This window comes from Bacteroides sp. f07 (assembly GCF_042854785.1).
Classification (GTDB): Bacteria; Bacteroidota; Bacteroidia; order Bacteroidales; family Bacteroidaceae; genus Bacteroides.
This window is the reverse complement of record NZ_BAABXI010000001.1, coordinates 503,568-528,536: the sequence shown is the minus strand read 5'-3', so window position 1 is coordinate 528,536 and position 24,969 is coordinate 503,568. Positions and strand designations below refer to the sequence as shown.

The following is a 24,969-nucleotide window of genomic DNA, read 5'->3' as shown; positions in this document are numbered from 1 at the left end:
AAAAAAACGACGTTGCAGACGCCGAATCTTACTTTCTAATCATTATCCCCGACAATATACGACCGGAATCAATACCCAGCCGACGTGCCGAAAAGAATTCATCATGATGAATATAGGTGCAGATACCGGCTACTTCAATCTGTTCCGCAGGCACTCCCGCATCAAGCAGTTCAATCCGGTTGGCTTCCCACAAGTCTATATGATATTTGCCCGTTTCCTTCTTTTTGATAGAGATGGCGGACATATCGAAGCCGCTTTCTTCAAAAGCTTCATAAACCTCATTACCCACTTCAAAGGACTCAAGCGAAATGCTCGGACCGATACAAGCTACCACATCTTCACCTTGAGTTCCGAAATACCGGTTCATGTGCTCCATCACATTGGCGACGATATGTTTCACCGTTCCTTTCCATCCGGCATGAACGGCAGCTACTGCCCGTTGTTTTCTGTCATACAACAACACTGGCACGCAATCCGCAGTCGTGACACAAACACAATATCCCGGCACATTGGTAATCAATGCATCCACTCCCTGCAGAAGTTGCCGTCTTCTTTCCAAAGAATCTTCAAAAAAAGATTCACCAATAACCAAGCTCTCACAACCATGCACCTGTTCCGGAATAAGTAATTCCTTAATCTGATGCTCCATTAGTTGAAACAACTCATACTGATTACGGTTGACGTTCACACACGAGTCATTGGTATAAGGAGAGCAATTAAACGAACCATAAGTTCCTTTACTGACACCACCACGACGCGTAGTTACAAAATGAACTACTCCGGGGTATGCCTTCAACGACTCGTACCCCAGCAGCTCGTTATATTTTGTAAGTGAAATCATTTATCTTCCCAATCTTCTTCGTATTCATAATCGAAATCATCGTCGTCGCTATCAACATCTTCGTCATATTCATAGTCGATGTCTTCATCTTCACCCATGTCTTTGAGTTCCTGTTGTAGACGAGTCACGTCCTTCGGACGGTGAACGATTGCTTCTATCTTATTGCTTTCCTTGTTCAGTTCTTCCCAAAGAATATCCTTCAATACGGAAATTCCCAAACCGGAAACAGAAGAAATGAATACGTGTGGTATGCCTTCCGGCAATGTCGGTTCAATCTCGTCCATCAATTCCTGGTCGAGCATATCGCTCTTGGTGATAGCCAGTACACGTTGTTTATCCAGCATTTCAGGATTGAAGGTACGCAGTTCGTTCAGCAGGATATCGTATTCTTTACGAATATCGTCGCTGTCTGCCGGAACCATAAACAGCAGCAATGAGTTACGTTCGATATGACGCAGAAAACGCAGTCCCAAACCTTTGCCCTGGCTGGCTCCCTCGATAATTCCCGGAATATCCGCCATCACGAAAGATTTTCCATCGTGATAGGAAACGATCCCCAGATTCGGTTCGAGCGTAGTAAACGGATAATCGGCTATTTTAGGTTTTGCCGCCGAAATGGAAGAAAGCAGTGTAGACTTTCCCGCGTTGGGGAAACCTACCAAGCCGACATCGGCAAGCAGTTTCAGTTCCATGATAACGGTCATTTCCTGCATCGGTTCTCCCGGCTGTGCAAAACGTGGAGCCTGGCGGGTTGCCGTCTTGAAATGACTGTTGCCCTGACCGCCGCGGCCGCCTTTGAGCAGAATCACTTCCTGTCCGTCTTCCGTCACGTCACAAAGATACTCTCCGGTTTCGGCATTGTAAACCACCGTTCCGCAGGGTACTTCTATTATTTTATCCGCGCCGTCTTTTCCGAAGCTACGTCCCTTGCTTCCCGATTCGCCATGGCCTGCCATTGCATGACGGTCATACTTCAAGTGAAGCAGTGTCCAGTAGTTGCGGTTGCCGCGCAGGATGATATGACCTCCTCTTCCGCCATCGCCCCCATCGGGACCTCCGTTAGGACAATATTTCTCGCGCCTCATGTGCGTAGAGCCTCTTCCGCCCTTGCCCGAGCGACAGTATATCTTTACGTAATCAACAAAATTCGATTCAGCCATATTCTTTTCTGTATGTTAAAACAGTCAGTAGCCAAAGCAAGACACTCCGGCTACTGACTTATTTGAATAATTATTATAATTTATCTACTGCTTCGCAGATTTCTGCAAAGATACCTTCCATAGTACCCAAACCGTTAATGTGCTGGTATTTCTGTTCGTTCTTGTACCAGTCAATCAGCGGGGCAGTCTGTGAATGATATACATGCAGACGTTTTTTGATAGTCTCTTCGTTGTCGTCTGCGCGGCCGGAGTCTTTGCCACGTTTGATAAGACGTACCATCAGCTCATCTTCGGGGACATCAAGGTCTACCATAACAGAAACATCCTGTCCTCTTTCAGCCAACATTTTCTTTAATGCTTCCGCCTGTGCAATTGTTCTCGGGAAACCGTCGAAAATTACACCTTTGCTATCTTTAAAGCTATCGAATACGCTTGCCAGAATATCAATCATCAATTCGTCAGGAATCAATTGCCCCTGGTCGATGTAACCTTTAGCGGTTTTACCCAGCTCTGTGCCGTTCTTGATTTCCGCACGCAATACATCTCCTGTCGAGATGTGGTTGATTCCATACTTTTCTACAATACGTTCGCTCTGTGTTCCTTTTCCTGAACCCGGAGCACCGAAAATTACAATGTTCAACATCTTGTTATTTACAATTTAACGATTTACTATTTACCATTTAACTGGTACCTATTTACTATTAATCTACTACTGTATAAATATCGGGATAATTACGTCCGAAGCCGTCATAGTCGAGCCCGTAGCCTACGATGAAGTCATTCGGAATTTCCATCGCCACATATTCAATGTTGAGGTCTACCTTCAACTTCTCCGGTTTCACCAACAGGGAAGCGATATGAATTGCTTCGGGATTACGCGTACCTAATGTATCCAGCAAGCGTTGCATGGTCAGTCCCGTATCCACAATGTCTTCTACAATGACAACCGTACGTCCGGCGATGTCTTCATTCAGACCGATGACCTCTTTAATCACTCCAGTGGAAGTCACCCCCTGATAAGAAGCCAGTTTCACGAATGAGATCTCGCAAGGGATTGTGATATGCTTCAACAAATCAGCGGTAAACATGAACGAACCGTTCAACACACTAAGGAAAAGCGGATTCTTACCTGCCAAGTCGCGGTTAATTTCGTTCGCTACGCGAATCACTTCTTTCTGAATATCTTGTTCCTTAATAGAAACGGTAAATAATTTGTCTTTTATCTGAATGGTATCCATAACCGGTTATTTTAAAAAAGTTGTCGCAAAAATACAATTTTTTATTCTACCCCGTGCATCATCTTCTGTAATTTCTTCGAAAGAAGGAACAGAATCAGCGAAGCAACACCCGACATGACGACGAACAACATGAAGAAGTCATACATCGTGGCAATCTGATAACCGAGGATTGTTTTCACCTTTCCGTCTTCGGGATAAAGCCCGCTCAACATGCCTGCAAACTTGTTGGCAGTGGCATTGGAAAGATACCATATACCCATCATCAGAGAAGCAAAACGCAGGGGAGTCAGCTTGTTTACCATAGAGAGTCCGATAGGTGACAAAGCTATTTCACCCATTGTATGGATAAAGTAAAGTCCCGTCAGCCAAATCATGCTGACTTTCACTCCGGGGATGGCATCCTTCACTCCAAAGCAAATGAAAAGATAACCCAAGGAAAGAAGTAACAGACCGATAGCTTGCTTCGTCGGAGAAGCAGGCTCCATATTCCGTTTGCTAAGGAAGCTCCATACCCCCGGCATAACATAGGCGAGAACTACCACAAAAAGAGGATTGAAAGACTGGAACCAGGAAGCAGGCATCTCCCAGCCGAAAATACTACGGTCGGTTTGCTCGGAAGCGAAAAGCGTCAGAGAAGCACCTGCCTGTTCGTATGCCGCCCAAAAGAATATGACGAAGAATGCTATAATATAGATAACGAAGATACGGCTGCGCTCTATTTTAGTTAATGAACCGTCAAGCAGAATAAGAACGGGGAAAACGATACAAGCCGTAAAAATACCGACACTCACCCAGTCGCCGTCAAAAGCATAACTGAAAAAGGCCAACAGGGCAGCAGTAAGGGCAATGATAATTACTATGTTACGTATTTTTGTTCCTTTGTCCATCTTCGGATGGGAGATGTGTTCGGCTTTATCTTCTTTTTTCTCCCTCTTGGCATCCGGAAGGATACCAATCGGTTCGCCGGAAGGAGAGAAAAGGTATTTATTCTTTTGAGTTTCAAAAAGAATAACGGTGAACAGTGTCATGATTCCGGATGCAAGAAATCCCCATTTAAAGTCATTCGGATTTCCGGTATCACCCAAATAACCACAAATCAACGGAGCGGCAAAGGAACCTACATTGACTCCCATATAGAAGATAGTGTATGCTGCATCGAGACGCTTATCTCCCGGTTCATACAGTTGTCCTACCATAGAAGAGACTGTTGGCTTGAAACAGCCGTTACCTAAAATCATAAACCCGAGCCCGCCATACATCATCCAGTGGGCAAGCTCCTTATTTTCTAAAGTAGAAGCACTCATAAACATAAGGAACTGCCCCACTGCCATCATCATCGCTCCCCAAAATACGGAACGACGGATACCCCAGTATTTATCGGCAATGTACCCGCCAATTAAGGGTGTCAGATAAACTAATCCGGTATAGCTACCGTAGATGGATGCTGCGGCTTCTTTGTCAAACAATAATGCCTGCGTCAGGAAAAGAATAAAGATGGCACGCATTCCGTAATAACTGAAACGTTCTGCCGTGCTGGTCGCGAAAATCAGATAAAGACCTTTAGGATGTCCTTTCAATGCACTCATGAATTTATGTGTTTTAGTAGTTTATGAGGTGCAAAGGTAGGAAAAATAACAATAAACAAGTCAAAGTCGATAAACTCTTGTAGGAATCGCTTGTGAGTATTTATTGGATAGGTGGAAAAAATCAGAGAAAAAAGTAAAGAAACAGGATTTCAGGCACAGCTACTCCCACTTATCCACCTCATTAAGCTTTCAACGGCATAAATAATCAAGTGGAGTTCCACCTTAATTTTAAATTAATCATCACTTTAGCCAAAAGTAAATTCGACATTCTCGATACTAGCAAAAAGCATTCCTTCCCTTTTTCTCAGAAAGATTTTGCTTTCCCTAGCCAGCCAACCAATAGCAAGAGCTACGTCTTCGAAAGTCAAACCTAACTCACGGCACAAATCGAAGATTGAAAGTTCACCTTTTTCATTTAAGATGCGCCATACTTTTCCTGCATTCAAGCCAATTCTAGTCTTTTCCATAATGCAAACTTTTAGAAGATTAAACAATCAGTTATTATATGATTTAATCATTGTGAGCATAGGAAAATAATGTTATTCGCATTACCTACCTACAAAGATAACATTTTTTTCGAAAAATGCAAATAACCAAAAGCAATCGTAGCAAAAGATTGTTTCATTTCCGTACGGTTATGAACTAATTTCGAACTTGTGCAAATTTGTCGTTAATACTGAATGAATTTATGATTGATGATGCATGACTTTATTCGTCTGACAATTGTTGCTTTTTCGTCTGACAGTTGTCAGACGGAAGAATAACAGTTGTCAGACGAAAGTTCAACAACTGTCAGACGAATAAATTTATATATAACGGGGATTAAAGCATTGCATACTGCCAATCTAATTTTAGAAAAACTAAGATTAGTTCATTTCCGTACCGTTTAGCTCATTTCCGTACGGTTTTGAACTAACTCTTAATGTAATCAGCCTACCCATAGACAATCAAACCATATCCTACACGCTATCCAACCATGATTAACACGTTTTCTTCCCATAACAAACGAGAAAAGTCAGAAGAATCATGTACATTTGTGGTTCGAAAACTAAAAGAACATTGCAATGAAAATATTTCCAAGTAGCAGCATCAAGAAATTGGATGCTTATACCATTGAACACGAACCGATTGCGTCAATAGACCTGATGGAACGTGCAGCAACAGCATTAACCAAAGCCATTACGGACAGATGGAATACGGAAACACCCGTCACTGTTTTTGCAGGACCGGGTAATAACGGTGGAGACGCCCTTGCCGTAGCCCGCATGATGGCTGAAAAAGGATATAAGACAGAAGTATATCTCTTCAATACAAAGGGCAATCTTTCTCCTGACTGCCAGACAAACAAAGAACTGGTAGAAATGATGGAAGAAGTAACATTCCACGAAATCAGTACGCAGTTCGTCCCACCGGTCCTGACACCCGACCATCTAGTGATTGACGGACTATTCGGTTCAGGACTGAACAAACCGCTAAGCGGCGGATTCGCAGCCGTAGTGAAATATATCAATTCCTCTCCCGCCATGGTAGTAGCCATCGACATTCCTTCGGGACTGATGGGAGAAGAGAATACGTTCAACGTCAAAAGCAATATTATCCGTGCAGACGTTACTTTCAGCCTGCAACTGCCGAAACTAGCTTTCCTCTTTGCGGAAAACACCGAGTTCGTAGGCGAATGGGAATTACTGGATATCCAGTTGAGCGAAGAGGGAATCGAAGAGACGGAGACAAACTACGAAATGCTGGAGATTGAAGAAATCCGTTCGCTTATCAAACCCCGCAAGCAATTTGCCCATAAAGGAAATTTCGGCCATGCACTGCTGATAGCCGGTTCGAAAGGAATGGCGGGTGCATCGGTATTGGCTGCCCGTGCTTGTCTGCGTTCCGGTGTAGGATTACTCACCGTGCATGCTCCGATATGCAACAACGACATTCTGCAAACTTCCGTACCCGAAGCAATGGTAGAGACTGACGCCAGCGAAAACTACTTCGCCGTACCTACCGACACCGATGACTATCAAGCCGTCGGCATCGGTCCGGGCTTGGGACGGAACGAGGAAACGGAAGCTGCCCTCATCGAGCAACTGGAACATTGCCAAACTCCCGTCGTATTGGATGCCGACGCACTGAATATCCTCGCCAACCACCGCCATACACTTACACACCTGCCAAAAGGCTCTATCCTCACCCCTCACCCGAAGGAACTGGAACGCCTTACCGGAAAATGTCAGGATTCTTATGAACGCCTGATGAAAGCCTGCGAACTGGCCCACACCGCCCATGTCCACATCATCCTGAAAGGTGCTTATTCCGCCATTATCACTCCCGAAGGCAAATGTTACTTCAACCCGACAGGGAATCCGGGAATGGCAACCGGCGGCAGTGGTGATGTACTGACCGGGGTTATCCTGGCATTGCTGGCACAAGGATATCCTACCGAGGAAGCTGCTAAAATAGGCACTTATATCCACGGACTGGCAGGAGATATCGCCCAAAAGAAACAAGGCATGATTGGACTGATAGCAAGTGACATCGTCACCTGCCTGCCCACCGCCTGGCGACTTGTAAGCGAATAAAAGTTAAGAACTTACAGTTTTTTCAATAACTTCATTAACTTTGTTTTCAAAACCAGTTAAAAGAGAACCGAATATGAAAAAGTTGATTATAGCAGCGGGCCTACTTATGGCAACTTCCGCTTACGCACAAACCGAAGTACTGACCGGCGTCACCCGTGGCAAGGACTATGGAGTGGTATACAGTCTTCCCAAAACCCAAATAGAACTTGAAATAAAAGCCAATAAGGTAACTTATACTCCTGGGGAATTTAGCAAATATGCCGACCGCTATCTGCGGTTGAACAATGTATCCGCCGAGCCTGAAACGTATTGGGAACTGACCAGCGTAAAAGTTAAATCGGTAGGAGTGCCGAACAGCGAAGCCACTTACTTCGTAAAACTGAAAGATAAAACAGTAGCTCCCCTTATGGAACTGACCGAGAATGGTATAGTGAAATCCATCAATGTACCTTACAGTCCAAACAGTTCCACAAAGCAAAGTACTCCGACCACTCCCGCTTTCCAAAAGAAAGCGAATCCCCGCGACTTTCTGACCGAGGAAATTCTGATGGCAAGTTCTACCGCCAAAATGGCGGAACTGGTAGCTAAAGAAATCTACAATATTCGCGAAAGCAAAAATGCTTTGTTACGCGGACAAGCAGACAACACACCTTCAGACGGTGCACAACTTAAAATCATGCTCGACAACCTGAATATGCAGGAAGATGCCATGACCAAAATGTTCTCCGGCATACAGGATAAGGAGGAAAGGACATTTACCGTACGCCTTACACCTGACAAAGAGTTCAATAACGAAGTTGCTTTCCGCTTCTCCAAGAAACTGGGCGTAGTTGCCAACAATGATTTGGCAGGAACTCCATTCTATATCAGCCTGAAGGACTTGAAAACGGTCAAGATACCACAAGAGGACGGGAAAAAGAAGAAGGACTTGGATGGGATTGCTTACAACGTACCCGGACAGGCATTGGTTACACTGACCGACGGCAAGAGGAAACTATATGAGGGCGAACTTCCTGTTACCCAATTCGGTATAATAGAATATCTAGCTCCGGTATTGTTCAACAAAAATTCTACTATCAAAGTATACTTTGACCCGAACACAGGCGGATTAATCAAAGTAGACAGAGAAGAAGGCAAATAAGAAACCTTTAAAAAAGAAAAGAATATGGGTGGTGAAGGACATATGCTCGATATGATACGTCGGTTAAGCGAAGGGCGGGAGGCTTCCCGCCTGCGACGCGAACGTACCAGCGAGAAGTTAAAGCATATGAACCAAGTCGGCGGACATTCCTCGTTGCCTGATACAACGTCGGAAGAAATGGGGCGTATCATCCAAGATTCTGAAAAGAAAAAGGAAAAAGACAGTAACTATTTTGTATGGGGAACGCTCATCATTATGGGCGTATTGGTTGCAATTGCCATAATATTTTGGGCTGCATTCATCAAATAAACGATAATTAAAATTTAGGTACAGATAACATGAAATCCACGGTTTTCTGAAATATGACCGTATAAAGCAACAGCGTAATCCATGTCATCTGTACCTAAAATGCCAACATACCGATTGGAAAACCTTGCTCCGACGCTACGTCGGCATCATCAACTTTATAAATCCATCTTTCCGCATCTGATACAGATAAGCAGATACGCGCGACTCATAACCCGCTTCATTCTGAAAATGCCCTGCAAGTTCTTCTATAATCTCGCGAACCGTGCGTTTTCCGTCTATCAGCTCCCATACAGCCGTACCGTGTTCTTCCAAATGCACATGATGCTCTTTCGACATTCCCTTCGGCACAAGCAAGCGTTGCATCCACGAATACTTAAAACGGGGAAAGGAGAGCACAATAGTCTCTCCTTCCCGTTCTGCTGTAATATGTTCACTGCGACAGGGAATGACCTCTAACAGGTTTATTTTCTCTTTAGCAGCCATACTTATTACTTCTGAATATTTGCTTCTTCCAATCCGTAACCTTTCTTCCTGTTCTCCGCTTTCAACATCAGAGCAACAATCAGGGCCAATACCCCAAAGAGAGCAAAAATACTCATCGGCAACGTATAGTCATAAGTCTGTGCACCATCTACCACCGGACCTTTACAATAAGAGTTCAACACCCATCCGATCAACAAAGGTACACCCATCAATCCCCAGTTCTGCACCCAAAAGATCAGGGCATAAGCCGTACCCAACTGTTTTTCCGGAATAATCTTCGGAACAGAAGGCCACATAGCCGAAGGCACCAGTGAGAAAGCAAAACCTAAGATAATCATAATGATAGTAGCGAACCACCACACATTCAAGATAGGTAAAGCAAACATAGTATGTACAAAAATCAACATGACAGAACCTATCACCATCAAGGTAGCTCCCTTACCGATACGGTCATACAACGAACCGAACAACGGAGTCAACACAATAGCACCAATCGGCAGCAATCCGGGGATTGTTCCCGCCAGCTTCGGATCTACGTTATATTTCTGCACCATCAAATCGGCTGCATACTTGATAAACGGGAATACCGCCGAATAAAACAACACACATAACAGTGCAATCAACCAGAATCCTTTGTTTGTGACAATATATACGATATCTTTCATACGGAACGGCTCTTCCGGCTCCAAGCCCTCTGCGTCCAGAGATGCGTCCAGTTTCTTATCGTAGAAAGTATAAATGAAGAAAGCAATCGTACCGACACACAACATTATCAGGCAAAACAGAATCGGAGCAGGAATATTGGTATGGAATGCACCGCTCTCATCCGTATATCCGAAAAAGTCAGCCAAGGGCACTGTCATCACCATTGCCAAGGTTGTTCCGATACGCGCCGTAGCCATTTCAAGTCCCATAGCCAATGCCATCTCCTTGCCTTTGAACCACTTCACGATAATCTTGGAAACAGTGATACCCGCAATCTCCACGCCAACGCCGAAGATGGCATATCCCAATGCAGCCAAAGTAACTTGCGTCTTGAATCCGAAAAGCATGGCACCTTCCGGAAAGGTCGTAGAAATTGCATAATATTTTAATCCGCAACCCAAAACCATCAACATACACGCTCCCATTCCGGTAAAGCGGACACCCATCTTATCCAGAATGATACCGCCGAAAATCAACATCAGCAGGAATACATTAAACCAGCCGTAAGCACTCGTGAAGAAACCGTAATCAAGACTATCCCATAATAATTCTTTTTCGAGCATGGGTTTGAGCGGAGACATTACGTCAGTGAGGAAATAGCCGCATAGCATAGTAAATGCGACCAATGCTAGAACACTCCAGCGTAGTACTGCGGAGTCATTCAATTTCTTTTTCAATTGTTCTGTCATTGTTATATTTTAAGGTAATTAATAATATCATAACGGGCAACAAAGTTAATTAAATCTCCATTGTTTTCATCAAAATAAGATAGTTTTATTATAATATTCAGGCACGGATGACACGGATTTCACGATTTTAAGAGATTGATTAATCAAAAACCGTGTAATTCCGTGTAATCCGTGCCTATATAAAAAATCATGAGAGAACGTTTTCCGCTCTCTCATGAATGGTTTTACCCAAATATCTCTATAACCCGAAGCGAATTACTCAGCAGCAGGAGCAGGAGTTTCAGCAGCCGGTGCCGGAGTTTCCGTAGCAGGTGCGTTAGTAGCAGGAGCTTCAGACTGAGGCGCAGCCGTACCTGCGGGTAAGTTATACGGGTTAGTTTGTTGTTCTTTCTGTGCTTGTTCCAACACTGCGTCTGTAGCAACAGCAGAACGAGGAATAACATAAGCGGTAGCAATGCTCATTACAACCATGAAGATGGCCAGCCCCCATGTTGCTTTTTCCAGAAAATCTGTAGTCTTGCGTACGCCCATAATAGCGTTAGATGAAGAAAAACCGGAAGCAAGTCCGCCTCCTTTAGAGTTCTGAATCAGCACGATGAAGCACATCAACAGGGCTGCAATCACCATTAAGATAACGAATAATAAGTACATTTTTAGTTATTTTGAATTAGCGTTAATAATCAATTTCTCCAAAAATCTGATTTGGTCTGCAAAGTAAGCATTTTTTTTTGGATATTTCAAGCTTAATTTTTTAATTATTTCAAGAGCTTTTGAATATCGTTGCTGTTTAACATAGATTTTAGCCAAAGTTTCTGTAAAACAGCTATCATCTTCCTCTTCTTCCGCACTTGCTTCGTCCGAAGGGGTAACAGATTCCTCCGCTTCTTCCCGCAAAAGTTTCATTGTACGGGGAGAGTCGCTTTCGCTCTTTTCTATAAAGTCGTCAATCAGTTCGAATCCCTTCAATTTAGGTGCTTCTTCTACCGATTCATCCGCCGCGGGAGCCTCTTCGAGCAAATAAGAAGTATAATCCACCGAATAGTCAAATCCAGTTTGGGCGGTCACTTCTTCGGGAGCCGTAGACAAGAAAGCATCAATCAATGCCAGTGTACGGTCTACGGAAGGTTCATCCTTCAGTACTTCCGCCAGGGGCACCCCCTTTTTCCGGGATTGGAGATCAAAACGGCTTCCTTCAATCAATTGAAACAGTTTCCGTCTGTCGGCGATATAAAGAATGGCTTTCCGCAGTTCCCCGCCGAAATTAATATCATGGAGAATATACAGATTCTTGAGATACAACAAGCGGAGCGACTGAAAATACGGATATCTTGCAAGAAGATTGCGCAGTTCGTACAAAGTATCCCTGTTCAGCGTTTCAGGATGCTGAATCCATTGTTGAAAGTTAGCAGAAGTCATTTATATTACCAGTTTGCTACGGTTGCATTGAATATTTGATCGGTTATCTCTTTAGACATTTCGGCAATTAACCCGTCCTGTACGGCAGTCAGCAATTGGCTGGAGTCGTAGACACGGAAAGCGGAGAATTGTTGTTCGAAGTCCTCGGCGTGGTTGGTGTTGTTGACAAAACGGACATTGACCGTAATGGTCAGCTTCGTTTCCGAAGAATAACCATCGGCGGATACTGCCTGGTTGTACTGATTGTATCCCGTGATTTCGCCCTCAATCTGCAAGTCTGCATTCTGGTTCGGTTTCAACAGTTGCAGACGGGTCTGACGGATAAATATATCTTTCAAGTCCTCATTAAACTTCGTTGCCAGCGGAGCATATACGTACTCCGACTTGATCGGGAAGTCGGCAATAGAAATCGTCTTCACCTTATCGTAGTTGATAGATGAACCGTTAAACTTATAGGAAACAGTGCACGCAATGACCACTACCGGCAGAACGACCAGTAGCAAAGGGCGTGTTATCTTCTTAATCCAAATCATATTCTTTTATTTTTCTATAAAGTGTACGCTCAGAAATATTCAAATCCTTGGCGGCACTCTTTCGTTTTCCGTGATGCCTTTCAAGCGCTTTGCGAATCATCTCTTTTTCTACTTCATCCAGTGACAAAGGAGCTTCTTCGACATACTCTTCCGTATCCTGTATGTCATCATCCTCCCTGCAAACAGCGGGTTGAGGTTGCTGTACGGCATGGATAATGGCAGGCACGGACGGTTGATGAGACGCCGTCACCACCGGAGTAGCAACTACCGCTCCTACCTGGCCCACCTGTCCGGCACGTTCAGCCATCAGGTTGTGCACCATCTTCTTCAGTTCGGCCACTTCCTGACGCATATCAAACAGAACGGAATAAAGAATTTCCCGCTCGCTTTCAAAGCCTTTACTTTCACGCGTTCCCATCAATGCAGGGAGCCGTTGCATATTTTGAGTAGGAAGATAGGTCTGCAAGATAGCAGCGTTAATCTCCCTGTTCGTTTCGATAATCGAAATCTGCTCCGTGATATTCTTCAACTGGCGCACGTTGCCCGGCCATGAATAAGCCAGCAGTTCCTTTTTCGCATCCTCTGTCAACTGAATAGCCGGCATCCGGTACTTCTCCGCAAAGTCCGCCGCAAATTTACGGAACAACAGAAATACGTCTTCTCCCCGCTCACGCAAAGGCGGTATCTGAATGGGCACGGTATTCAACCGATAATATAAGTCTTCACGGAAACGTCCCTCTGAAATGGCCTGTACAAGGTTGACATTGGTAGCCGCCACAATACGCACGTCCGTCTTCTGCACTTTGGACGAACCTACTTTCAGAAACTCACCGCTCTCCAGTACACGAAGCAAACGCGCCTGGGTAGGCATCGGTAACTCCCCTACTTCGTCAAGGAAAATAGTACCGCCGTCCGCTTCACCGAAATATCCTTTCCGCTCACCGATAGCACCGGTAAAAGCGCCTTTCTCATGACCGAACAGTTCGGAATCAATCGTACCCTCCGGGATAGCTCCGCAGTTGACAGCAATATACTGTCCGTGCTTTCTCCGGCTGTATTGATGAATAATCTGTGGAAAACTCTCCTTTCCGACACCGCTTTCTCCCGTAATCAGCACGGACAAATCGGTAGGAGCTACCTGAATGGCAACATCGATGGCACGTGACAATGCTTCGGTATTACCAATAATACCGAAACGCTGTTTCACTTGTTGTATCTCCGCTCTTGTCACTTCGTTTAGGGTTTAGTGGTTAGCGATTAGTGATTAACCGCCCAATTAGTAACAGTTAATCACTAACCACTACCCCGTTAATCGTTAATCTTCGTCTACTGTATCCAGTTTTAGTTTGTCACTATCATCCCGTTTCTCGTAATACTGTTTCCTTAATGGATTGGTACGAGCCGCTTTCTCCCGTTGGCGATTGCGGAACACGTCGATGGCAACGTAGATTGCCTGGCGGAAAGAATCTTCACTTGCCAGCCCCTGGCCTGCAATGTCATAAGCGGTGCCATGAGCCGGAGAAGTGCGCACTACCGGCAGACCTGCCGTATAGTTCACGCCATCGTCCATAGCCAACGCCTTGAACGGAGCCAGCCCCTGGTCGTGATACATAGCCAGGATACCGTCGAAATGAATATAATTACCCGAACCCATAAAGCCGTCGGCCGCATAAGGGCCATAACAAAGGATTCCTTTTTCTTCCATTTCCTTCATGGCAGGAATAATTATTTCCTGTTCTTCCATGCCCAGCAAACCACCGTCTCCAGCATGAGGATTGAGTGACAGCACTGCAATGCGCGGTGCACCGATACCGAAATCCTGTTTCAGGCAATGATGGAATATCATCAGTTTCTCCTGAATCAGTTCTTTGGTAATCGCGGTCGCAATCTCCCTGACAGGGATATGCGTCGTCACCAACGCCACGCGGAAATCATTCTTCATCAGAATCATCAATGACTTCTCGCCATTGCCCAGACGCTCTTCGATATACTCCGTATGTCCGGGGAATGAAAATTCTTCCGAATGAATCGTATGTTTGTTGATAGGAGCAGTCACGATTACATCAATCAGCCCTTCGCGATAATCTTCAATGGCACGTTCCAAAGCTCCCAAGGCAGCTCTCCCCGCTTCGGGGTCGGGTTTGGAAAATTCCACTTTCACTTCATCATCCGTACAGTTCAATACACTCAAACGGTTGTATCCCGCTTCGGAAGCCGTATTGATGATACTGAAATTAGTCTGTATATCCAATGCTTTCCGATGATAAGCAGCCACTTTCGGTGAACCGTAAATAATCGGAGTGCAAAGTTCCAACATGGTAGGGTCTGAAAATGTCTTTAAAATCACTTCATAGCCTACCCCGTTTATATCTCCCTGGGTAATGCCAATTCTTATTTTGCTATCTTCCATGTTTTTATTTATTAGTTTGTTCCGCCCCTTTGGTTACTCCACCCAATGGAATCTGATTCTGCTGAACTTCATTCGGAAGTTTCAGTGTATAAAGGGATGCTTCCATCTGGCGAACCAGGTTGCGTTTCATTTTATCCGGTGAATAAACAAATATTTCTGCTGTAATAATCCGCTGGTTTTTCTCGTCCAGGCGAGTATGCGATACATACGGACCACCCATGAAGTCGCCTTTCATACGCCACAGTCCGCGCGCTTCGAGTGTGTAGCTGTTCTGTACGTTGATGGGGCGGACATCAGTCAGCAAGCTGTCGGTCGACATATAAACGCCTTCTTTGAATCCGGGAATATTGGCTTGCATCACGGAGTCACGCTTGTGAACGAAATATTCTTTAGTAAACGTATCCTTATCAGTATAAGGATAAGAGTACATTACGAAGTTACGGTCGGCAGTGCCCGTATTGGTAGAAGCCCAGAAGAAGTCTTCGCCCGTCTTGGAGTTGGTCAACTCGGCAGGCAGCCAGATGTTGCATCCGAAAAGGCTATCCACCTTCTGTGAGATAAAATTGCTGTGCTTCTCTTCGAGCAAAGTAATCTGACGGTTCATTTCCGCACGGGTAAAGAAGTCTACAATCGTCTTTTTGTTTTCTTCCACAAACTTCTCGAACTCCTCTTCGTTCGGAGCCTGGATAGTCAGAATCATCTGCGGATTAGCATACACATCTTTCGCGTATTTGAAAGAAGCCTTCGTATATATATCCTGTATGTCTACAATAATAATGTTACGTATCAACTTCAACGTAGAATCATAATCTTTCGGTGAAGTGTACATGATACGGAAAGAAGGTTCCGATTGCGGCAAACCGGGCATATCAGAATCGAGTGCATCATGCAAAGCCCTTCCGGCTGCACGATCCCAAACACCGTGATCTACTACTACCAAAAGCTCGTATGCACGTCCACTAGAAGTGTGGTTTCCTTTCAGACCACAAGAAGCAACGACAAAGGCTACCAAAGCGATGCTCAAATAAAAAAGGTACTTTTTCATGATGTTCGGTTTTATATATTAATTCTGATTATTTCCCTCTTGTTTCGCTGTCGACAGCATACCGCAGGCTGCAAAAATATCTTCTCCTCTTGAAGAGCGGATAGTAGTGAAAAGCCCGTGTGATGTCAGATAGTCACGGAAGCGGATCATCGTATCCATATCCGTACCCTCAAGGTCTACCCCCGGTATGGCATGGAAACGAATCAGGTTCACCCTGCAATCCAGTCCGCGAAGAAGTTTCAACAACTCTTTGGCATAGACTTGCGAATCATTAAGCCCCTTAAAAACAATATATTCAAACGAAAGTCGGCGTTGTTTGCTAAAATCATAGTTTTTTAACAGTTCCACCATTTCAGTAATAGAGAACGCCTTTTCCGCCGGCATCAGTTCAGAACGCTGCGCAATCACCGGAGAGTGCAGGCTGATGGCCAGATGGCAGTCATTCTCTTCGATAAAACGCTGCAATCCTTTCCGCAGACCGACTGTGGAAAGCGTGATGCGCTTCGGGCTCCATGCATATCCATAGGAAGCAGTCATTATATTCAATGCTTTCAATACTTCATCGAGATTATCGAGCGGCTCGCCCATTCCCATCATTACTACGTTGGTCAGTTTGTCGCGTTCCGGCAATGAATGGATTTGGTTGATAATCTGGCTGGCAGTCAGGTTGGCGGTAAATCCCTGCTTTCCGGTCATACAGAATTTACAGTTCATCTTGCAGCCCACCTGGGAAGAGACACACAGCGTCGCCCGGTCGTCATCGGGAATATAAACCGATTCGACAAAATGATTCTCACCGACTCTGTACAAGTACTTCACCGTGCCGTCCACAGAACGCATTTCATCTACCGGAGCGGCTGCCCCCACCTCGTAATTCTGCTTGAGTAACTCCCGGTGTTTCAATGACAAATTAGTCATTTCGTCAATCGAGGCCACCTTCTTTTCGTAGAGCCAGGATGCAATCTGTTTGGCGGCAAAGCCGGGCATCCCCAGTCTTTTCACCAGCGATTGAAGCTCAACAAGATTCATTCCTAAAAGAGGATATTTAGACATTATTCTTTCCGTTCATGGTTTATATTTGCAAATGTAAGGAAATAAAGTCGATTTCCGCATAGTGATAATGTAAAAGTTAACAAAAAAGGTCGTTCCCGAAAGAGGAACGACCTTTTGCAGTTATCGTTTTACGATTTAATCTTAGAAGAACAGGAAGCGTGTATCTTTCACATTTGCTTTCAGATACAAGTCATTCATCAGACGGCTGGCGAAACGAGCGTGCATATTAGCCAATGTAGCTTCTTCTGTTTTAGCATCGAATGTTTCGTTCAACTTGTCTTTACCATATACTTGCAGGACAAAAACTCCGGCGTTACCCTTGATAGGCGCGCTCAACTTGTTCACTTCAGATACGGAAGCGTAAGCACCTACCAGCGGTTCGCTGCTGCGCAATGCAGATACATAAGCAGGAGCCGCGAATGTCACCATCTTCAAAGAGTCGCTCACAGCATCAGCCATAGACTTATACTGGTCGAATGAAGTAGCGTTAGCCGCTTTCATGTCAGCCATGATTTTTTCCGCCTTCTTATCTTTAATGATTTCAGCTCTCAACTGTTCTTGTACGGCTTTCAACGGACGGTATCCTTCCGGTTTGATGCTTACCAGACCGACTACAATCATGTGGTCGCTTTCGCCACATTCGTACAGACCTGAAACTTCACCCGGTTTCGCTTTTTCAAATGTCCATCTCAAAGCCTCTTTTGTACCTCTCACACCGCCGATGCCATGTTCAGAGCTGTTCAAGTCCGCTCTGTCAAGCAGTCTGTATCCAGCTTCTTCTGCGTTAGCTACCATCTTTTCAACAGTAGGATTAGCAGCGATAAACTGGCTGAAATCGTTGTAAGCACGGTTGTATGTTTCTTTGCTGAACTCTACTTCACGCTTGATAACAGCTACTTTATATTTATCTTTTACAGATTTCTTGTTAGTCACCTGGAGAATTACGTTCGCTTGCCCCATCGGCAAGTTTACCAGTTCATTCACACCTGTATTGTTGATAGTAGAGATGAATTTCAAGTTGTCACCATCAATCTGTGCACCTTCATACTGTGCGGCAACCAACCAGTTAGCGTCACCCGTCTGACCGTATTTCTTAGCCAGATCTACAAAGTTAGCACCACCTTTGATAGCGTTATAGATACTATCAGCCAATGTTTTAGTCTTCACTGCATCTTCTGCATATACCTGAATCTGACGGAATTCGACAGAGTCGGCAGCAGCAGCCTTGGCAACTATTTTGAAAGAGTTGATAGTATTGTCAGTGCCATTGTAGTAAGGGCCGTAAACAGTACCTACGGAAGCGGAATCCAAACGTGCCACTACATCTGACGGGAACACTGTCTTGTTATAGAACAAGTCTACATAAGGAGCTTCGGAACCAGTCGAACGAATGAAAGAGGTATAATCATCTGTCGTAGTAGCCAACTGTGCAGTTGCTTCGTCTACTTCCTTCTGGATAGCAGCTCTGTCTGCCGCACTGGCAGTCACCTGTACATCAATGTATTTGATGTCACGAGTTTCCTGATATTGCTTGAATTGCTCTTTCTTCTTGTTATACAGTTCTTTCAATTCCGATTCTTTCACCACGATAGTAGAGTCTACTACTGAAGAATAAGGAACGCCGGCCAACAATACATTGTATTGGTTTACTCTTGCGTCGAAAGCATCCTGTGCTTCCACCGGGTTAGAAAGAAGAGCTTTAGATACCAATGCCTGGTATTTTTCAGCCAGACGACTTTGGATCAATGTCTTTTGGATGAATGACCAGTATTTATACATATTGTTGTACTGTTCTGCATACTGTGCCGGCATCTGGGATTCACTCATCTTCGCATATTCAACAAGGAACTTGTTCAACATATCCTTGTCGAAGTTTCCTGTTTGCGGATTCTGGAAAGGAGTCTGTCTCAGCAAAGGATGAACACCCGCCTTCAAGATATCCTGAATTTCAGCAGTAGAAACAGTCAGTCCCAATGCTTTAGCTTCTTTTTCAATCAGTTTATTGTTTACGTAGGAACGCCATACTTCATCGCGCACCTGATTGGTTTGGTCATCGTTCAAGGCGGTCACTCCACGCATGAGTTTCACCACTTCGGTATACTCTTCTACCAAATTCTGATACTCCTGAGCGGAAAGAGCGTCTCCGTTCACCTCACCTACGTCATGCGCCTGATGCGGCTGCATTACCTTCCATGCGTCACCCGCAATAAAAGCAAACAGCGCCAAGCCGATAACAATCACCAATAGAGGTCCTTTCGACCTAATGTTTTGTAACGTTGCCATTTTGATTAATACGATTTATGTTTATTATTATTTCTTTCTTTTGTCGTTTTAGCGCACGAAGATACAAAAAATGCTAATATGCATCTATTTATTAGCCAAAAATTTCTTGATTATCGCTATTATTCCAAGACTTTCAGGCGCACAAGTTCTATTTTCGTCGCTGTAACCTTGATTATCTTGAACTGATAACATCCTACTTGTATGACTTCATGCAACTTCGGGAAACTCTGATATTGGTTCAGGATCAACCCACCCACCGTCAAATATTCGTCCGACTCAGGCAAATCAAGTCCGAACGTTTCATTGACTTTCTCTATTTCCAGACGGGCAGACAATACATATTCGTGTTCATCAATCTGCTTACAGATATAGGAAGTATTGTCATGTTCGTCTTCTATATCGCCAAAAATTTCTTCCACCAAGTCTTCCAGCGATACAATGCCGGACGTCCCGCCGAATTCATCTACCACTACGGCAATCGTTTTCTTCTGTTGCATGAACAGCTTCATCAATTTGTGGGCGGACATCGTTTCAGGTACAATCGGTACCTGCTTTACATTGTCGTGCCAGTCTTTTGGAGCACGGAACATTTCCGACGAATGGATATAACCGACTACATTGTCGATATTCCCGTCATATACGATAATCTTGGATATACCGGACTCTATAAAGCGGTTCTTCAATTCGTCCAGCGAAGTGGTCAGGTCGACAGCCACTACCTCCGTACGCGGGACGATACAATCACGGATTTTTATATTCGAGAAATCAAGCGCATTCTGAAAGATTTTCACTTCCGTATCCAGTTCCTCTTCATTCTCGGCATTGTCAATGCTGCTCTGCACAAAGTAATCCAAATCGACTTTTCCGAATGCTATATCGGAAGCATCCTTATTTACTTTCATTCCAAAAACACGAAGGAACAAACAGGATACGCCGGAAGCGAATTTGGAAACAGGATACAAAACGACATAACAAATAATAAGCGGAACAGCAAAAACATTCAACACCAGATTGGGATTAATCTTGAAGATTGTTTTCGGCAGAAACTCTCCGGTCACCAATATAATCAGAGTAGAGATAATAGTCTGCGCCGACACCATCAGGAAATGATTGTCAATGAATCCCGACAACAGGTTGTCACCGATAATCTGCGCCATCAGGATACCGTAGATAACCAATGCGATATTGTTCCCCACCAACATGGTAGAGATAAATTCATTCGGATTCTTGAAGAAGATAGAAAGGATACGGGACGTTATTCCGCCCTTTCGCTCCATTTCAAAACGCAGTTTGTCTACCGAAACAAAAGCTATCTCCATTCCTGAGAAGAAAGCGGAGAAGACCATGGTGATTATTAGAGAGATATAAATATTCATAAGTTTTGATTTACGATTAGACGATTCACGAGGTACAATTGATATTACTTCGCCTATTTCGCAGCATCTTTATTCACAGAATCCGGCAGTGCTTTTGTTTCCGGTTGGGGAGGGCCACCCGCTTCATCGTCCACATAGAAAATACCTTCTATATTACGAATGGTATAAACAGTCATTTGTTGGTTGGAGTCGAACCCTTGCCCGGTGATAATCCTGTCCGGTTGCTGGATACGTATGAACTTGTCGGAATATACTTTTTGAGTGGCTTCGTTCCAGTATAGCAGTTCCGTATTAAAACGTTCCCCTTTCCGGTTTTGTATATCTACATTCCCCATCAACTTCCAAAGCCTTTCTTTGTCATAGTAATAGGCAGTATCCGCTTTGATACTGGCTTCTACATGAAAGATCGAGTCGAACTGTTCGAGGTATACTCCTTTTTCAAATGCCCAATAAGAAGGTTTCTTACGGTCATACACCTGCCACTCCTCCGTATTCACCCTGTAACGTGTCACTCCCGAATCGGATATAAGAGTAGTGACTCCCAACGTACTCATCATCGGAAGAGAATCGCGTTCGGTGATAGCCTCACCCACTGCTTTCGTCTTACCGCCGCATGAAGGAAATAAAAGAAGCATAACAATTGTCCCAAGGACAATTGTTATGCTCATGCTTTTATGCAACAAACGTTTACTTCGTTTTCGCAACATATATTTATCTAATCGTTGTAGTCTCTCCGATCCAACCGCCGATAGTAATGCGGTCGCCTTGCTTGTAACCTAACATAAAGAGATCCTTAGCCTGCGGAGTATGAGCAGAATATCTGCCAATTAACTTGTTTGCTTCTTCAGCTACACTTGGGTCTACTTGTTTTGCACGTTGCAATTTGTCGATTACTGCAAAATAGGTACATTTATTCAAAGCGTTTTCATCACTCCAGTTAGGACTCATTGCATAAAGATTAGCAATCAGGATATAAGGAGCACCGTAATTTTCGTTGAAACTGATAGCTTTCTGACAATAAGCTCTAGCTTGAGAAAGTTTCTTGGCAGAAGCCAATACGGCAGCAGCAGCATATGCTTTTTCAGCTTTCGTCGCATTTTCAGTCTCCAAATTGATAGCTTCATCAAAGAACTTCACAGCACCATCGATATCACCTTTCTTGAATGCCTGGTAAGCACATCCCGTAGCAGCTTCTGCAGTCGGTTCTATCTTGTATGAATAATAAGCAGCCTGCTGGTAAGCTTCGCTTTCAGTACACTTCATCATCTTCATGATATCGATTACTTTCTTCAAGTATTCCAAGTCTGTCTGATTGGCTTCCACTTTCGGACCATAAATGCCTTGCAATGATTCGCAGTCAGCAGTACCACTGTTTACGAACAAAGCAACCAGGTTATCTTTGATACCTTGCAAGTTTTTCTTCTTTGCCTCATTAGTTTCAGCAGCAATACCAGTATCAGCATATTCGGAGGCAGCCAGGTAATCCTGGATAAATTGCTCCTTATGGCTAGGATCCGCTTTCAGTTTATCCAATGACATTTGCAAGAAATAGAACAAAGTAGCAGCAGCCGATTCGGCCTTCACTGCATTAACCGACTGGCTCAACCATTGATAAGCCTGATTAACATCAATTTTCGGAGCCAAAGCGATATAGTCTACAGCTTTGATACCCAATGCTTCGTCAGCAGAAGATACTTTTGTACCTTTAGCCAAGAAATCAGGCGTGTATTTAATACGCAAATCGTGCGTATTCATCAATTCATTGAAATATTTCTGGTATTCCGGATTATTCTTGTCCTTGATTTGTGCCATCAAGCCTTTCAGAATTTTATATCCGTCGGTAAAGGTATAGAAACGGAGTGTAGGACAGTTTTCCAACACAGCTTTCCAAGGAGTATACGCATCTTTAAAATTACCTGCACGCACAGCTTCATGCGAAATACTACTGTTCGAATTACAGTTAGACGCATCCTGTGCTATTGCAGTGGTTGCCCCTGCTGAAAGGACCAACATAGCCACAAGCGTTTTAATCTTCATTGTATTTAAATTTTAGTTGTTATTATAAAGTCGTCTATTCTCTCTCACGTTATTTCAACTCAATTATTCTACCCTGCGTTTGAAGAACCAACGTTCATTGAACGTCAATCCGATACTCACACGGAAGATATTCTCGTTCACAAAAGCAGCTTCCTGACCACTGACATGGACAAACTGTCCGCTGACACTGAGGATAGAGCGTGAACGAGGTACAGGCAAACCGAAACCGGCAGTTACACCATATTCACGGGCAGCCTTTTTGCCGTCGATCTTATAATACGGAGTCGTATAATAAGCTCCCAAACGATATTTGATGTGGGATAGGTAAGAACGTCCTATCAAATTAGGAATGTATTCCGCTCCCACTGATATTTTATGACGATCGCAATAGGCATAAGTTTCATCAAATTCCTTACGCATGGCATCATCCGTTGCAGCTACACCGAATTTAGCCTTAGACCATTGCTGCAAACTATAATCCATACCGACTGTCAAACGTTTGTCATAATTGTACGTGAATCCTCCTCCAAAGATATTCGGAAGTTCCAACGTAGCATCCAAATTGTCACTGCTAGTCGCACTAGCCTGAGTTGTCACTGTATAGTCATTATTCAGTTTATGCTTTGGAGAAAAAACTGCTCCGATTGTCACTGAATGTTTTTTACCCAAATCCAGCGTATATTGTGCCCCGAAATCCAGTTTGTAATCCGAGACAGAAACTCCCACCTGTTGTATATAAGAGCTAGAACTAGTTGTCTCAGGATAAATTACAGTTCGCGTACGTGTTATATCACCCCAAAAATAAGAAGCGTTCACACCCACTGAAAGGTTTTTAAGCACTTTCACACCTATTCCCCCGTAAAGCTGATGTAATCCACCATCTCCGGTAAAACTTCGGGTGTAATTCAACACATTGCCTGTTTCCTGGTCGGTCGACGTCTGAGCGTCTGATACGCTATATCCCACATTAGAAAACGGCAACAACCCTACACTCATCCCTATCCTGGGATGCAAACGGAACTGCATTGCCAAATAGTCGAAACTGGAGTTCTTAGCATTCAGCTTCACACCGCCACCACTAACATTCATATTTTGCAGACTGACCCCTCCTTCAAAAAGGAAAGTCAACGAATCAATGGCTGTATACGAAGCAGGGTTCAACGGATTGATCTGTGCTCCATCCCGGAGTCCGAAAGCAATCCCCCCCATCGCCTTGCTATTTCCGAAACTCTGATCGGACAAGTCGCCATAGCCATATCGTGTATAAGGAGAGTTTGTATTATTTTGAGCGATTGCCACTCCGGTAACCATCGTGAGCAAAAGCGCACATAGTGTGTGTTTAAATCCTACCATTATTATAGTTTAAAATTCTATTTAATCCTTTCAACACTAAAAATCTATCTGCAAAGATGACACTTTTTACGCTGCTATCAAAAGAAAAATCATCTCCGCCCGTTAAAAAAACCAAAAGTTCAGGATATTTATGCTTCATAGACTGAATATAACCTGAAATTTCGAATTCCATGCCTTTCAAGACTCCGGCACGTATAGCAGTTTCGGTATCCCGTCCCATCGGAAGTTGACGTCCGTTAGCATCTACCATAGGCAAGCGTCCGGTAAACTGATGAAGTGCCTTGAAGCGCATCTGCATGCCGGGAGAAATATTACCACCATGATACTGCCCCTTCGAGTCAATAAATTCGTAAGTAATGCACGTCCCTGCATCAATAACTAATATATCATTATGGGGAAACTGTTCATTGGCACCTACCACAGCAGCCATCCGGTCATACCCCAGCGTTTCGGGAGTTTCGTACAAATTGACCACCGGCAAAGGTGTTTTGTGATTGAGCCATAGCAAAGGAAACGACAAAACAGCCAACTCTGCAAGTATCCGCTCATTCAAATCAATGACAGTAGCCACAATCCCCTGCTCTATCGGATATTTGGAGCAAAGAGTTTGCAAACAGCCCAACGATTGATTGGATTCGGCCAACACTTCCACCATCTCCCCATTATTGAAGAGGGCGACTTTTGCCATTGTATTCCCTATGTCGATAATTAAATTCAATGCATTTTCATCTTTAG

Annotated in this window: 24 protein-coding genes; 3 read left to right on the top strand and 21 right to left on the bottom strand. The window is 44.1% G+C overall.

Annotated features, from left to right (window positions below; genetic code table 11):
* Positions 1-28 precede the first annotated feature (28 nt).
* The 6 genes from pgeF to ACGHVY_RS02125 form a co-directional block, all read right to left on the bottom strand.
* Positions 29-841, bottom strand: a complete 813-nt coding sequence (gene pgeF / locus ACGHVY_RS02150; RefSeq protein ID WP_390596846.1) for a peptidoglycan editing factor PgeF — start codon at positions 839-841, stop codon at positions 29-31.
* Positions 838-2,001, bottom strand: a complete 1,164-nt coding sequence (gene obgE / locus ACGHVY_RS02145; protein WP_390596844.1) for a GTPase ObgE — start codon at positions 1,999-2,001, stop codon at positions 838-840. The genes pgeF and obgE overlap by 4 nt, the downstream gene beginning before the upstream one ends.
* Positions 2,002-2,074: 73 nt before the next feature.
* A complete protein-coding gene (locus ACGHVY_RS02140; RefSeq protein ID WP_308744414.1) occupies positions 2,075-2,644 on the bottom strand; it encodes an adenylate kinase in 570 nt (189 codons plus the stop codon).
* Between the two features lie 58 nt (positions 2,645-2,702).
* A complete protein-coding gene (gene hpt, locus ACGHVY_RS02135; protein WP_308744413.1) occupies positions 2,703-3,239 on the bottom strand; it encodes a hypoxanthine phosphoribosyltransferase in 537 nt (178 codons plus the stop codon).
* Between the two features lie 41 nt (positions 3,240-3,280).
* Complete coding sequence (locus tag ACGHVY_RS02130; protein WP_308744412.1) at positions 3,281-4,825, bottom strand: peptide MFS transporter; 1,545 nt, start codon at positions 4,823-4,825, stop codon at positions 3,281-3,283.
* A gap of 245 nt (positions 4,826-5,070) precedes the next feature.
* A complete protein-coding gene (locus ACGHVY_RS02125) occupies positions 5,071-5,295 on the bottom strand; it encodes a winged helix-turn-helix domain-containing protein (protein ID WP_308744432.1) in 225 nt (74 codons plus the stop codon).
* A gap of 594 nt (positions 5,296-5,889) precedes the next feature.
* On the opposite strand from ACGHVY_RS02125, the gene ACGHVY_RS02120 reads away from it, so the two are divergent.
* The 3 genes from ACGHVY_RS02120 to ACGHVY_RS02110 all read left to right on the top strand — a co-directional run bounded on the left by ACGHVY_RS02120 (position 5,890) and on the right by ACGHVY_RS02110 (position 8,851).
* Positions 5,890-7,401, top strand: coding sequence for an NAD(P)H-hydrate dehydratase (locus ACGHVY_RS02120; protein ID WP_308744411.1), 1,512 nt, complete (start codon positions 5,890-5,892; stop codon positions 7,399-7,401).
* Between the two features lie 73 nt (positions 7,402-7,474).
* On the top strand, positions 7,475-8,542 hold the full coding sequence (locus tag ACGHVY_RS02115; protein ID WP_390596840.1) for a DUF4831 family protein: 1,068 nt from the start codon (positions 7,475-7,477) through the stop codon (positions 8,540-8,542).
* 24 nt (positions 8,543-8,566) lie between these two features.
* Complete coding sequence (locus ACGHVY_RS02110) at positions 8,567-8,851, top strand: hypothetical protein (RefSeq protein ID WP_308744409.1); 285 nt, start codon at positions 8,567-8,569, stop codon at positions 8,849-8,851.
* A gap of 135 nt (positions 8,852-8,986) precedes the next feature.
* On the opposite strand, the gene ACGHVY_RS02105 is transcribed toward ACGHVY_RS02110, so the two are convergent.
* The 15 genes from ACGHVY_RS02105 to ACGHVY_RS02035 all read right to left on the bottom strand — a co-directional run bounded on the left by ACGHVY_RS02105 (position 8,987) and on the right by ACGHVY_RS02035 (position 24,952).
* Positions 8,987-9,334 (bottom strand): PqqD family protein, encoded by a 348-nt coding sequence (locus tag ACGHVY_RS02105; RefSeq protein WP_390596839.1) that lies wholly within the window; start codon positions 9,332-9,334, stop codon positions 8,987-8,989.
* A gap of 5 nt (positions 9,335-9,339) precedes the next feature.
* A complete protein-coding gene (locus tag ACGHVY_RS02100) occupies positions 9,340-10,728 on the bottom strand; it encodes an MFS transporter (RefSeq protein WP_308744407.1) in 1,389 nt (462 codons plus the stop codon).
* Positions 10,729-10,983: 255 nt separating this feature from the next.
* A complete protein-coding gene (secG, locus tag ACGHVY_RS02095; RefSeq protein WP_308744406.1) occupies positions 10,984-11,379 on the bottom strand; it encodes a preprotein translocase subunit SecG in 396 nt (131 codons plus the stop codon).
* Between the two features lie 6 nt (positions 11,380-11,385).
* On the bottom strand, positions 11,386-12,144 hold the full coding sequence (locus ACGHVY_RS02090; protein WP_390596837.1) for a tetratricopeptide repeat protein: 759 nt from the start codon (positions 12,142-12,144) through the stop codon (positions 11,386-11,388).
* Positions 12,145-12,149: 5 nt separating this feature from the next.
* Positions 12,150-12,677, bottom strand: a complete 528-nt coding sequence (locus ACGHVY_RS02085) for an LptE family protein (protein ID WP_308744404.1) — start codon at positions 12,675-12,677, stop codon at positions 12,150-12,152.
* Complete coding sequence (locus ACGHVY_RS02080) at positions 12,664-13,908, bottom strand: sigma-54 dependent transcriptional regulator (protein WP_308744402.1); 1,245 nt, start codon at positions 13,906-13,908, stop codon at positions 12,664-12,666. The genes ACGHVY_RS02085 and ACGHVY_RS02080 overlap by 14 nt, the downstream gene beginning before the upstream one ends.
* Positions 13,909-13,992: 84 nt before the next feature.
* Positions 13,993-15,087 (bottom strand): 4-hydroxythreonine-4-phosphate dehydrogenase PdxA, encoded by a 1,095-nt coding sequence (gene pdxA / locus ACGHVY_RS02075; RefSeq protein WP_390596835.1) that lies wholly within the window; start codon positions 15,085-15,087, stop codon positions 13,993-13,995.
* A gap of 4 nt (positions 15,088-15,091) precedes the next feature.
* On the bottom strand, positions 15,092-16,132 hold the full coding sequence (locus tag ACGHVY_RS02070; RefSeq protein WP_390596833.1) for a DUF4837 family protein: 1,041 nt from the start codon (positions 16,130-16,132) through the stop codon (positions 15,092-15,094).
* Between the two features lie 18 nt (positions 16,133-16,150).
* Positions 16,151-17,185: a 23S rRNA (adenine(2503)-C(2))-methyltransferase RlmN gene (rlmN, locus tag ACGHVY_RS02065; protein WP_390596831.1), complete on the bottom strand. Its 1,035-nt coding sequence runs from the start codon at positions 17,183-17,185 to the stop codon at positions 16,151-16,153.
* Between the two features lie 141 nt (positions 17,186-17,326).
* Entirely contained in the window at positions 17,327-19,468 is a 2,142-nt protein-coding gene (locus ACGHVY_RS02060) for a SurA N-terminal domain-containing protein (RefSeq protein ID WP_308744397.1), read from the bottom strand.
* A 119-nt stretch (positions 19,469-19,587) separates the two neighbouring features.
* Positions 19,588-20,844 (bottom strand): hemolysin family protein, encoded by a 1,257-nt coding sequence (locus ACGHVY_RS02055; RefSeq protein ID WP_390596829.1) that lies wholly within the window; start codon positions 20,842-20,844, stop codon positions 19,588-19,590.
* Between the two features lie 53 nt (positions 20,845-20,897).
* Positions 20,898-21,512 carry an LPS export ABC transporter periplasmic protein LptC gene (gene lptC, locus ACGHVY_RS02050; protein ID WP_308744395.1) on the bottom strand — a complete coding sequence of 205 codons (615 nt, stop codon included), beginning with the start codon at positions 21,510-21,512 and terminating at the stop codon, positions 20,898-20,900.
* 43 nt (positions 21,513-21,555) lie between these two features.
* Positions 21,556-22,881, bottom strand: a complete 1,326-nt coding sequence (locus ACGHVY_RS02045; RefSeq protein WP_308744394.1) for a hypothetical protein — start codon at positions 22,879-22,881, stop codon at positions 21,556-21,558.
* A 63-nt stretch (positions 22,882-22,944) separates the two neighbouring features.
* Complete coding sequence (locus ACGHVY_RS02040) at positions 22,945-24,234, bottom strand: outer membrane protein transport protein (RefSeq protein WP_390596827.1); 1,290 nt, start codon at positions 24,232-24,234, stop codon at positions 22,945-22,947.
* Entirely contained in the window at positions 24,221-24,952 is a 732-nt protein-coding gene (locus ACGHVY_RS02035; protein ID WP_390596825.1) for a type III pantothenate kinase, read from the bottom strand. The genes ACGHVY_RS02040 and ACGHVY_RS02035 overlap by 14 nt, the downstream gene beginning before the upstream one ends.
* Positions 24,953-24,969 lie beyond the last annotated feature (17 nt).

Excerpts from the sequence above, each read along its gene's own strand:
- pgeF (WP_390596846.1), bottom strand. The coding sequence starts at position 841 with ATGATTTCACTTACAAAATATAACGAGCTGCTGGGGTACGAGTCGTTG.
- obgE (WP_390596844.1), bottom strand. The coding sequence starts at position 2,001 with ATGGCTGAATCGAATTTTGTTGATTACGTAAAGATATACTGTCGCTCG.
- ACGHVY_RS02140 (WP_308744414.1), bottom strand. The coding sequence starts at position 2,644 with ATGTTGAACATTGTAATTTTCGGTGCTCCGGGTTCAGGAAAAGGAACA.
- hpt (WP_308744413.1), bottom strand. The coding sequence starts at position 3,239 with ATGGATACCATTCAGATAAAAGACAAATTATTTACCGTTTCTATTAAG.
- ACGHVY_RS02130 (WP_308744412.1), bottom strand. The coding sequence starts at position 4,825 with ATGAGTGCATTGAAAGGACATCCTAAAGGTCTTTATCTGATTTTCGCG.
- ACGHVY_RS02120 (WP_308744411.1), top strand. The coding sequence starts at position 5,890 with ATGAAAATATTTCCAAGTAGCAGCATCAAGAAATTGGATGCTTATACC.
- ACGHVY_RS02115 (WP_390596840.1), top strand. The coding sequence starts at position 7,475 with ATGAAAAAGTTGATTATAGCAGCGGGCCTACTTATGGCAACTTCCGCT.
- ACGHVY_RS02110 (WP_308744409.1), top strand. The coding sequence starts at position 8,567 with ATGGGTGGTGAAGGACATATGCTCGATATGATACGTCGGTTAAGCGAA.
- ACGHVY_RS02105 (WP_390596839.1), bottom strand. The coding sequence starts at position 9,334 with ATGGCTGCTAAAGAGAAAATAAACCTGTTAGAGGTCATTCCCTGTCGC.
- ACGHVY_RS02100 (WP_308744407.1), bottom strand. The coding sequence starts at position 10,728 with ATGACAGAACAATTGAAAAAGAAATTGAATGACTCCGCAGTACTACGC.
- secG (WP_308744406.1), bottom strand. The coding sequence starts at position 11,379 with ATGTACTTATTATTCGTTATCTTAATGGTGATTGCAGCCCTGTTGATG.
- ACGHVY_RS02090 (WP_390596837.1), bottom strand. The coding sequence starts at position 12,144 with ATGACTTCTGCTAACTTTCAACAATGGATTCAGCATCCTGAAACGCTG.
- ACGHVY_RS02085 (WP_308744404.1), bottom strand. The coding sequence starts at position 12,677 with ATGATTTGGATTAAGAAGATAACACGCCCTTTGCTACTGGTCGTTCTG.
- pdxA (WP_390596835.1), bottom strand. The coding sequence starts at position 15,087 with ATGGAAGATAGCAAAATAAGAATTGGCATTACCCAGGGAGATATAAAC.
- ACGHVY_RS02070 (WP_390596833.1), bottom strand. The coding sequence starts at position 16,132 with ATGAAAAAGTACCTTTTTTATTTGAGCATCGCTTTGGTAGCCTTTGTC.
- rlmN (WP_390596831.1), bottom strand. The coding sequence starts at position 17,185 with ATGTCTAAATATCCTCTTTTAGGAATGAATCTTGTTGAGCTTCAATCG.
- ACGHVY_RS02060 (WP_308744397.1), bottom strand. The coding sequence starts at position 19,468 with ATGGCAACGTTACAAAACATTAGGTCGAAAGGACCTCTATTGGTGATT.
- ACGHVY_RS02055 (WP_390596829.1), bottom strand. The coding sequence starts at position 20,844 with ATGAATATTTATATCTCTCTAATAATCACCATGGTCTTCTCCGCTTTC.
- lptC (WP_308744395.1), bottom strand. The coding sequence starts at position 21,512 with ATGAGCATAACAATTGTCCTTGGGACAATTGTTATGCTTCTTTTATTT.
- ACGHVY_RS02045 (WP_308744394.1), bottom strand. The coding sequence starts at position 22,881 with ATGAAGATTAAAACGCTTGTGGCTATGTTGGTCCTTTCAGCAGGGGCA.
- ACGHVY_RS02040 (WP_390596827.1), bottom strand. The coding sequence starts at position 24,234 with ATGGTAGGATTTAAACACACACTATGTGCGCTTTTGCTCACGATGGTT.